Origin of the sequence: Arsenophonus sp. ENCA, assembly GCF_002287155.1 — a bacterium.
GTDB lineage: Bacteria > Pseudomonadota > Gammaproteobacteria > Enterobacterales > Enterobacteriaceae > Arsenophonus > Arsenophonus nilaparvatae.
Genome location: NZ_NHNG01000525.1, coordinates 1 through 9,989 on the forward strand (window position 1 = coordinate 1; position 9,989 = coordinate 9,989).

Sequence of the window (9,989 nt, forward strand, 5' to 3'; positions counted from 1 at the left end):
ACAAAACCTCCTCTAAGCTAACTCTATCCGCTCACCGGAGTCCGAGAGCAAGCGAACGGACGAGGAAGCGGAATATAACCATGGGTTATTTTTAGTGTTTAAGGTTGACTTTCAAGACGGTAACTAAAACAATCACATGTCAAACTTAAAACCATATATTACAACCAGACCAGCCGATGCATATTATTTAGCGTACCTTTTTATTTTTTAGCTGCAATCACTATTTTTCATTTTCTTAAAAATCATTAACTGACTAAAATTGACTTTCACACAAGATCGATAACCTATATGACTATCAGTTGCTATCATAGCCGACCATTTAGGTTTACAACTTCGACTGACTAAATAAAAAATTTAGGCGTTCAGATGACAGATTATTTTTTATTATTTATCGCTACCGTTTTGGTAAATAATTTTGTGCTGGTAAAATTTCTTGGCTTATGCCCTTTTATGGGGGTTTCTAAAAAACTAGAAACCGTTATTGGTATGGGATTTGCTACAACATTTGTGATGACTATAGCATCCATCTGTTCATGGCTCATGGATACATTGGTTCTAATACCGTTAGATTTAATCTATTTACGTACTTTAAGCTTTATATTAGTTATTGCTGTTGTTGTTCAATTTACTGAAATGGTGGTACGCAAAACCAGCCCGACACTATACCGTCTTTTAGGTATTTTTTTACCGTTAATTACCACAAACTGTGCAGTTCTTGGTGTCGCTTTATTGAATATCAATCAATCACATAATTTTTTGCAATCTGCCGTTTACGGTTTTGCTGCTGCAGTAGGATTTTCTTTAGTAATGGTGCTATTTTCTGCTATCCGTGAACGTATCGCAGTGGCAAATGTTCCGGCTCCCTTTCGCGGTTCATCGATTGGTCTCATTACAGCCGGCCTAATGTCTTTAGCATTTATGGGATTTAGTGGTTTGGTAAAATTCTAATGAGTACTTTATTAATTGCAATCGGTGTTATTGCCGGATTTGGCCTTATTTTTGGTCTTATTTTAGGATTTGCCGCTCTTCGCTTTAAAGTGGAAGACGATCCAATAGTAGAAAAAATTGATTATATTCTACCACAAAGTCAGTGTGGCCAATGTGGCTATCCAGGTTGTCGCCCCTATGCCGAAGCAATTGCCAATAATGGTGAAACCATAAATAAGTGCGCGCCCGGCGGCGAACAAGCTATGTTAAAAATTGCCGAATTACTTAATGTAGAGCCACAAGCGCTTGATGAAGATAAATTAACGCCAGAACGAAAAGTTGCTTTTATTGATGAAGCCAACTGTATTGGCTGCACTAAATGTATTCAGGCTTGCCCCGTTGATGCAATTATTGGAGCAACGCGCGCTATGCATACAGTGGTAGAAGATCTCTGTACCGGTTGTGATCTTTGTGTTGCCCCTTGCCCAACAGACTGTATTACGATGCTACCAATAAAAACCACCATCAAAAACTGGAAATGGGATCTCACCACTATTCCAGTAAAAAATATTACTACATCACTGAACTTAACACCGCCCATTACATTTGCTAGCAAGGAGCAAGCAAATGTTTAACTTTTTCAAAAAACTTACGTCAAATAAAGAAAAAATTTGGTCTTTTTCAGGTGGCATACATCCACCTGAAATGAAAATACAATCAAGTCAAGTTCCGTTAGTTACGCTCCCTTTAGCTGATGAATTGATTATTCCTATTCAGCAACATGTAGGTTCAGCGGGTGATATCATTGTTAAAACCAATGACTATGTTTTAAAAGGACAGGCATTAACTAAAGGTTGTGATCGTCGGATCCCTGTCCATGCTACGACTTCAGGTACTATTACTGACATAGCTCCACATATAACCGCACACCCCTCCGGCCTAAAAGAGCTTTGTATTCGGTTACAGCCCGATAGTAAAGATCAATGGTGTGAGCGCAAACCTCTACCCAACTACTTACAATATTCTGCTAAAGTCTTATTGTCACATATTGAACAAGCCGGTATAGCAGGATTAGGCGGCGCAGGCTTTCCGACAGCAACAAAGTTGAAAAATAGCAATAAGTTAATTAATACGTTGATTATCAATGCCGCAGAGTGTGAACCTTATATAACCGCCGATGATCGATTAATGCAGGAGCATGCGGATGAAATTATCAAAGGTATACTGATACTGATACATATTTTAAAACCGAAAGAAGTCCTGATTGGTATTGAAGATAATAAGCCCGCAGCAATAGCCGCCTTAAAAGAAGCACTTTTAGGCCAACAAGCTATGATTAAATTACGAGTGATCCCAACTAAGTATCCTTCAGGCGGCGCTAAACAATTAACTAAGATATTAACCGGCAAGGAGATACCCAGCGGCGTTCACTCTTCGTTCATGGGTATATTGATGCAAAATATTGGTACTGTGTTTGCGATTAAACGAGCCATTATCGATGGAGAACCATTAATTGAACGGGTGGTTACATTAACCGGCGATGCTATACAAAAGCCTGGTAATTATTGGGTTCGTTTGGGTACCCCGATCAATTTTCTATTACAACAGGTCGGTCTGGTGCCACAATCAGAGCAAATGGTTATTATGGGAGGGCCACTAATGGGCTTTACTTTGTCTGATTTAACCACTCCTATTGTTAAAATTAGCAACTGTATCCTTGCTCCTACCATAGCAGAAATCGGTGAACCTAATATTGAAGAAGCTTGCATTCGCTGTGGTCTTTGTACCCAAGCTTGTCCAGCTAATGTATTACCACAACAGCTTTATTGGTTTAGTCGAGGACAGGAGCATGAAAAAGCGGAACAATATAATTTATCCGATTGCATAGAATGTGGTGCTTGTGCTTATGTTTGCCCAAGTAATATTCCACTGGTTCAATACTATCGACAAGAAAAGGCAGAAATTAAAGCCATTACTCAAGAAAAACAACGTACATCGGATGCTAAGCAACGGTTTGAGGCTAAAAAAAGACGGCTTGAACGAGAAAAAATTCTACGTCAGCAACGGCATAATCAAGCGGCGGTTAAGCCCGAAGCAACCGACAAAGCCGCAATTAATGCTGCATTAATGCGAATTAATGCACAAAAAAATCAGTCTGACAATAGTAGAACTGAACCATTGAATAACCAAGCAGCGATTGAAGCGCGTCAAGCTAGAAAAGCCCAACTGCGCGCTATTCAAGCTGCCAGACAATCAGCAGAAAGCCAATCAACTGTAGCAACAGAAACAACAAACGAGCCGCAGCCAGCTGATCCACGCAAAGCGGCCGTTGCCGCCGCTATTGCTCGCGTCAAAGCGAAAAAAGCAGCAGAAAGCCAATCAGTTGTAGCAACAGAAACAACAAGCGAGCCGCAGCCAGTTGATCCACGTAAAGCGGCCGTTGCCGCTGCTATTGCCCGGGCTAAAGCCAAACGTGATGCGCAGAGTAAAACTTCCTAATAATTGAACAATATATGAGCTGAAAAATGAAATTCAGACCAATACCGACTAATAGTCGGGTAAACCGATTAAAAATGACGACTTCACCCTTTACACATGAAAAACAAAGTACCAGTAAACTCATGCTGTGGGTTGTTATTGCTGCCATTCCCGGTATCGCCTGCCAAATTTACTTTTTTAGTAGTGGAACGATTTACCAAATTTTACTCGCTATCATAACCGCATTTATTTGTGAGGCAGCAGCTTTGCAGCTACGAAAATTACCGGTTATAACCCATTTAAAAGATAATTCCGCTTTAGTAACCGCCTTATTATTGGCTATTAGTATTCCACCATTATCACCCTGGTGGCTGGTAGTTTTAGGTACGGCCTTTGCCATATTAATAGCTAAACACATCTATGGCGGATTAGGCCAAAATCCATTTAATCCAGCCATGGTAGGTTATGTGGTATTATTGATCTCATTTCCTGTTCAAATGACCAGTTGGTTACCGCCGACAGAGCTTCAATCGATTCATGCCGATACTTTAGCTAGCCTACAAGTCATTTTTTCCGGCCATACCGATACAGGAGCAACTTTAAACCAATTAACGTTAGGTTTTGATGGTGTAACTCAAGCGACACCACTCGATAGCTTTAAAACGGGTTTACTAACACACTCAATTAGCCAAATACTGCAACAACCTATTTTACAAGGTTCTTTAGCTGGCATCGGTTGGCAATGGGTTAATATTGCTTATCTGTTTGGTGGCATTATTATGCTTTATCGCCGAATAATCAGCTGGCAAATCCCGCTGGCATTTTTAACCGCGCTAATATTCTGCTCATTATTGAGCTGGCTTAATATGCCATCACAATACGCTTCTCCTATGATACATCTCTTTTCAGGAGCAACCATGCTTGGTGCCTTTTTTATCGCCACCGATCCAGTTACGGCGGCAACTACACCGCGTGGTCGTCTTATTTATGGTGCAATGATTGGATTATTAATTTGGATCATTCGCGTTTATGGTGGTTATCCTGATGCTGTTGCTTTTGCGGTATTACTGGCCAATATCGCTGTACCGCTCATTGATCACTATAGCCAGCCGCGTGTTTATGGCCATAAATAAGGAGTGGTTATGTTAAAATCCATTAGACATCATGGCTTGATATTGGCTGTTTTTGCTGCCGCTACCACTGGACTGACAGCAGTGGTTTATACCATCACCAAAAGTACCATTAATAACCAGATACTTATCCAACAACAAAAACTGTTTGATCAAATTATTGCTCCTGAATTTTATGATAATAATTTAACCAAAGAGTGTTACTTAGTAAGTAAAAATGAAGCATTAGGTAGCGAAGTGCCCCATCATCTCTATATTGCCAGAAAAGAGGGAAAACCGATTGCTGCCATCATAGAAAGTATCGCACCGGATGGTTACTCAGGGGCAATAAAATTGCTAGTCGCAGCCGATTTTCATGGTAAAGTGCTTGGTGTTCGTGTAACTCAACATCATGAAACACCTGGATTAGGTGATAAAATTGATATTCGTATTTCAAATTGGATCAACTATTTCTCAGGTAAAAAAATTGACTCAGAACATAGTCCCCATTGGGCGGTAAAAAAAGATGGCGGCGATTTTGACCAATTTACTGGTGCCACCATTACGCCAAGAGCAGTTATTAATGCCACTAAGCGTGCTGCCTGGTTTATACAGTCGGTGCCGCAAAAATTATCAACTTATCCAGCATGCGCAAATTAATTACCATGAATGAAACTAAGAAACTTTTTATCCAAGGATTATGGAAAAACAATTCAGCATTGGTTCAATTATTAGGTCTGTGCCCGTTGCTAGCGGTTTCTTCGACAGCCACCAATGCGTTAGGATTGGGGTTGGCGACAACATTAGTGCTGTTTTTCACTAATATTACCGTCTCAACTTTTCGTCATTGGATCCCAAGCGAAATACGTATTCCAATCTATGTAATGATTATCGCATCGGTCGTCTCCTCTGTGCAGATGTTAATTAACGCCTATGCTGTTGATTTATATCAATATTTAGGTATTTTTATTCCGCTGATTGTTACTAACTGTATTGTTATTGGGCGAGCTGAAGCTTACGCCGCCAAAAATAATGTCTATAACTCAGCAATTGATGGCTTAGCGATGGGAGCGGGTGCCACGATAGCACTGTTTTTTTTAGGCGCCATGCGAGAAATTTTAGGTAATGGTACGCTGTTTGATGGTGCAGATTTGCTGTTAGGAGAATGGGCGAAAATATTACGTATTGAAGTTATTCATCTTAATTCTCCCTTTTTATTAGCCATATTACCCCCAGGGGCTTTCATTGGATTAGGTTTGATGCTAGCAGGTAAATATTTAATCGATGAAAAAGTAAAAAAATATATTAGTCACAAACAACAGCAATCTGCGGTAAAATCGGCGGCTTTCCCCAATAAAAATCATTTAGCCAAGGATCAAGAGCAAATAAAATATGAATAAACAAAAGCGGATAGACATCCTGACTCGCTTACGTGACAACAATCCAACACCAACAACAGAGCTTGTTTTTAATTCGCCTTTTGAATTACTTATTTCTGTATTACTTTCCGCTCAAGCAACCGATATTAGTGTCAATAAAGCAACGGCAAAACTCTACCCGATTGCAAATACCGCTGAAAAAATGCTAGCCCTAGGCATCGATGAAATAAAGCATTACATCAAAACAATTGGCTTATTTAATACCAAAGCTGAAAATATTATTAAAACCTGTCAGATATTAATTGATAAATATAATGGCCTGGTGCCGGAAAATCGCGAAGCCTTGGAGTCCTTACCCGGTGTCGGCCGCAAAACTGCTAATGTGGTATTGAACACCGCCTTCGGCTGGCCAACAATTGCTGTTGATACCCATATTTTTCGCGTTTGTAATCGCACCAATTTTGCCCCAGGTAAAAATGTTATCGAGGTTGAACAAAAATTAATCAAAGTAGTGCCGACTGAATTTAAAGTTGATTGCCACCACTGGTTTATACTACACGGCCGTTACACGTGTATTGCCAGAAAGCCACGCTGTGGCTCTTGTATTATTGAAGATTTATGTGAATTTAACGACAAACAATACCCCACAACCTAACGATTAACAAACTGATTTTCAAGACAACTTTATATATGCCATTTATTGAAGTGACAAATATTATTATTCTGCTTGCCCATAGCACTCAACTTGAGCAAAATGTGGGTAAATTTTAATTTAACGACGCAAATACGGATAGTATGTTTCAAGATAACCCGCTGCTAGCGCAGCTAAAACAGCAATTACATGCCCAAACGCCTCGTGTTGAAGGGATAGTCAAAAGTACCGAAAAAGGTTTTGGTTTTCTTGAGGTCGATGGAACGAAAACTTATTTCATTCCACCACCACAAATGAAAAAAGTAATGCATGGTGATCGAATTATCGCCACCATTCACACAAATAAAGATCGTGAAATTGTTGAACCAGAACAATTAATTGAGCCCTTTCTTACCCGATTTGTAGGACGTATTCAAAAAAGAAATAATGATAATCGGCTTTATGTGAAACCCGATCACCCAGTATTAAAAGAAAATATTTTTTGTCGTCCGGCGCAACATCTAGCTAATGATTTGATGCAAGATGATTGGGTAATAGCAGAAATCCGTCGTCATCCATTAAAAAATCAAGGCGGATTTCAAGCAGAAATAATCCAATATATTACCCATGGCGATGACCATTTTGCCCCTTGGTGGGTAACATTGAGTCGGCATCAATTAGAGCGCGAAGCGCCGGAAATGCAAAATTTTACCATTGAGGAGCAGACAGCGGAACGCCATGATCTCACTCACCTCAACTTTATTACCATTGACAGTGCCAGTACCGAAGATATGGATGATGCGCTTTATATAGAGCGTATTGGCGATGATCAATTGCGTCTATTTGTTGCTATTGCCGATCCTACCAGTTATATCCCGGTAAACAGTGAGTTAGATACCATTGCCCAACAACGTTGCTATACCAATTACCTACCTGGCTTCAATATTCCGATGTTGCCACGTGAATTATCGGATAATTTGTGTTCTCTGCGTCCTAATGAGCGCCGCCCTGCACTAGTCTGTCAATTTGATATTAAACAAGATGGACAATTGGCTGATAATATTCAATTTTGCCTGGCATGGGTCGAATCAAAAAATAAATTGGTATACGATGATGTCTCTGACTGGCTAGAACTGCAACAAGATAAATGGTATCCCGAAAATGAAATCATCAAACAGCAAATTTTATTGCTCAATGAAATGTGCGAAAAACGGGCCTCCTGGCGCCTAACTTATGCATTAGTATTTAAAGAGCGTCCTGATTATCGCTTTGTACTTGATGAGAATGGTAATGTCACGAATATATTGGCAGAGAAACGGCGGATTGCTAACCGTATCGTCGAAGAAGCGATGATTGCAGCCAACCTTTGTGCAACAAAAGTATTAAAAGATAAATTAGCAACCGGTATTTTTAATGTTCATAATGGCTTTGAACCCAGTCAAATTGATAACGTTGTTGCCATTTTGCAAGAACATGATATCGAACAAAATGCCCAAACACTGTTAACACTTGAAGGATTTTGTCGTTTACGGCGTTTATTAGATGGCCAACCCACTAAATTTCTAGACAGTCGAATACGCCGTTTTCAAGCTTTTGCTGAAATTAAAACTACGCCAGCTGCCCATTATGGTTTGGGATTTGATGCCTATGCAACCTGGACATCCCCTATCCGCAAGTATACAGATATCATCAATCACCGCTTTTTAAAAGCCATAATCAATAATGAGCAGCATAATATCACAAAACCTTCTGAAACTTTGATGGCAAAAATTACTGATCGCAAGCGCGCTAATCGTTTAGCTGAACGCGATGTCGGTGACTGGTTATATGCGCGTTATCTAAAACCTTTCGCCAAAACTAACACTATTTTTGCTGCCGAAATAACCGATATTACGCGAGGTGGGCTCCGGATCCGTTTAACCGACAATGGCGCCAATGCCTTCATTCCGGCACCTTTTATCCATTCTGTACGAGAAGAAATACAGTGTAGTCAAGAAGCAGGCGCTATAATTATTAAAGGTGTTGCTGCTTATAAACTTAACGATGTGATTAATGTTCAACTTGAAGAAGTTCGAATGGAAACCCGCAATATTATTGCACGACTGGTATCCTAAGGACATTTCACAGATAGCTTACTGATAATAAGCTATCTGTACAGAATATCAGCTTTATTATTTTTTCAATTTCATTTAGCTTGCCGAAAAATCTGATTAAAAAAAGTTGCTATCTGGGTTAATTTGAATTTAATTGATCATATCAATAGGATAGAAGAATGAAAAATCCAAAAAAACACACATTACTGATGTTAATATCTGTCATTTCCCTCATGTCTATTACAGCCTGCTCTAATATGTCAAAACGTGACAAAAACACTGCTATCGGTGCTGGCATAGGGGCAGTAGGTGGTGCTATTCTGACTGAAGGTAGTGGATTAGGTACGGTAGGTGGTGCTGCTATTGGGGGTCTAATTGGTCACCAAGTAGGTAAGAAATAGTTGCGCCCAACAAACTATAATAGAGCCAGTTAATTATCTGGCTTTATTTATAAATATGATTAACCACCGGCCAGTTTAACTTTCATTCCCTTAGCTTCTAATAATTGCTTAATAAGCTCGCGTTTATCACCCTGGATCTCAATATTGCCTTGTTTAATTGCTCCGCCTGAACCACATTTTTTCTTTAATTCAGCAGCAAGCATCATTAATTGATCTTTATTCAAATCCAAGCCAGTAATAACGCAAACGCCTTTGCCTTTTCGGCCTGAGCTTTCACGTCTGATACGAACTATACCATCGCCTTTTGTTGGCACTGATTTTTTTCTACTTCAACTATTCTGCCAGTTTCCGTCGAATAAACTAAACGCGAGTCACTCATTTTATCCATCCAATTGAACGATTAATTTGCGCCAGCGTTAACACTGGATCGGCACTATGGGTAATAGGACGACCAATAACCATATAATCAACGCCAACATTAATAGCCTGCTCTGGCGTCATAATTCTCCGCTGATCATAAGCTTCTGCACCAATGGGGCGAATGCCTGGCGTAATTGATAAGAAATCGCTACCACAAGCTGATTTCAGTGTTGCTACTTCATGTGCTGAACAGACTACACCATTCAACTCACACTCCTTGGCTAATTTTGCTAGCTGCAAGGCGCGATCAGCCGGCAGTTGTGTAATACCAATCTGGTGCAGATCCGCTTGTACCATACTGGTTAATATGGTAACCGCAATCAAGAGGCTGTCGCAAAAGCTCATGTTATCGATTAAAATTTGCTTTATTCGTTTTAAACGCAGATCTTTTATGACCGTATTTACTCGCAAACTGGAATCGCCTTCTCACACCAAACGTAAGTTTGTCAAAGCGCAAAATCTACCTATCTTGGAGGGTTCTGTTTCCCTTTGCGATTATCTCAAGCAAATTGGTGAACGTAGGGCATTTATTGTCACAGAGATTTTGGATG

Annotated in this window: 9 protein-coding genes and 3 pseudogenes; 10 read left to right on the forward strand and 2 right to left on the reverse strand. The window is 39.9% G+C overall.

The window, feature by feature from the left end; genetic code table 11:
• Positions 1-366: 366 nt before the first annotated feature.
• From rsxA to osmB, 9 genes are all read left to right on the forward strand, one after another.
• A complete protein-coding gene (rsxA, locus tag CBG25_RS13650) occupies positions 367-948 on the forward strand; it encodes an electron transport complex subunit RsxA (RefSeq protein WP_290607283.1) in 582 nt (193 codons plus the stop codon).
• Positions 948-1,562, forward strand: coding sequence for an electron transport complex subunit RsxB (rsxB, locus tag CBG25_RS13655; protein ID WP_290607285.1), 615 nt, complete (start codon positions 948-950; stop codon positions 1,560-1,562). Before rsxA ends, rsxB begins: the two co-directional genes overlap by 1 nt.
• Positions 1,555-3,426, forward strand: coding sequence for an electron transport complex subunit RsxC (rsxC, locus tag CBG25_RS13660; RefSeq protein WP_290607287.1), 1,872 nt, complete (start codon positions 1,555-1,557; stop codon positions 3,424-3,426). Before rsxB ends, rsxC begins: the two co-directional genes overlap by 8 nt.
• Positions 3,427-3,452: 26 nt before the next feature.
• A complete protein-coding gene (gene rsxD / locus CBG25_RS13665; protein ID WP_290607289.1) occupies positions 3,453-4,538 on the forward strand; it encodes an electron transport complex subunit RsxD in 1,086 nt (361 codons plus the stop codon).
• A gap of 9 nt (positions 4,539-4,547) precedes the next feature.
• Positions 4,548-5,174: an electron transport complex subunit RsxG gene (gene rsxG, locus CBG25_RS13670; protein WP_290607291.1), complete on the forward strand. Its 627-nt coding sequence runs from the start codon at positions 4,548-4,550 to the stop codon at positions 5,172-5,174.
• A gap of 5 nt (positions 5,175-5,179) precedes the next feature.
• Positions 5,180-5,914 carry an electron transport complex subunit E gene (locus CBG25_RS13675; RefSeq protein WP_290607293.1) on the forward strand — a complete coding sequence of 245 codons (735 nt, stop codon included), beginning with the start codon at positions 5,180-5,182 and terminating at the stop codon, positions 5,912-5,914.
• The gene (gene nth / locus CBG25_RS13680) at positions 5,907-6,548 is read left to right on the forward strand and encodes an endonuclease III (RefSeq protein ID WP_290607295.1); all 642 of its coding nucleotides are present in this window, start codon (positions 5,907-5,909) and stop codon (positions 6,546-6,548) included. Before CBG25_RS13675 ends, nth begins: the two co-directional genes overlap by 8 nt.
• A gap of 140 nt (positions 6,549-6,688) precedes the next feature.
• The gene (locus CBG25_RS13685; protein ID WP_290607298.1) at positions 6,689-8,638 is read left to right on the forward strand and encodes an exoribonuclease II; all 1,950 of its coding nucleotides are present in this window, start codon (positions 6,689-6,691) and stop codon (positions 8,636-8,638) included.
• Positions 8,639-8,826: 188 nt separating this feature from the next.
• Entirely contained in the window at positions 8,827-9,018 is a 192-nt protein-coding gene (osmB, locus tag CBG25_RS13690; RefSeq protein ID WP_290607300.1) for an osmotically-inducible lipoprotein OsmB, read from the forward strand.
• 59 nt (positions 9,019-9,077) lie between these two features.
• Here osmB and yciH read toward each other — a convergent pair.
• Together yciH and CBG25_RS13700 are read right to left on the reverse strand one after the other, a co-directional pair.
• A pseudogene (gene yciH / locus CBG25_RS13695) lies at positions 9,078-9,397 on the reverse strand (stress response translation initiation inhibitor YciH).
• Positions 9,394-9,765 (reverse strand): annotated as a pseudogene (locus tag CBG25_RS13700) (orotidine 5'-phosphate decarboxylase / HUMPS family protein); the annotation flags it as partial. The pseudogenes CBG25_RS13700 and yciH, both read right to left, overlap by 4 nt.
• A gap of 16 nt (positions 9,766-9,781) precedes the next feature.
• Here CBG25_RS13700 and CBG25_RS13705 point away from each other — a divergent pair.
• A pseudogene (locus CBG25_RS13705) lies at positions 9,782-9,989 on the forward strand (hypothetical protein); the annotation flags it as partial.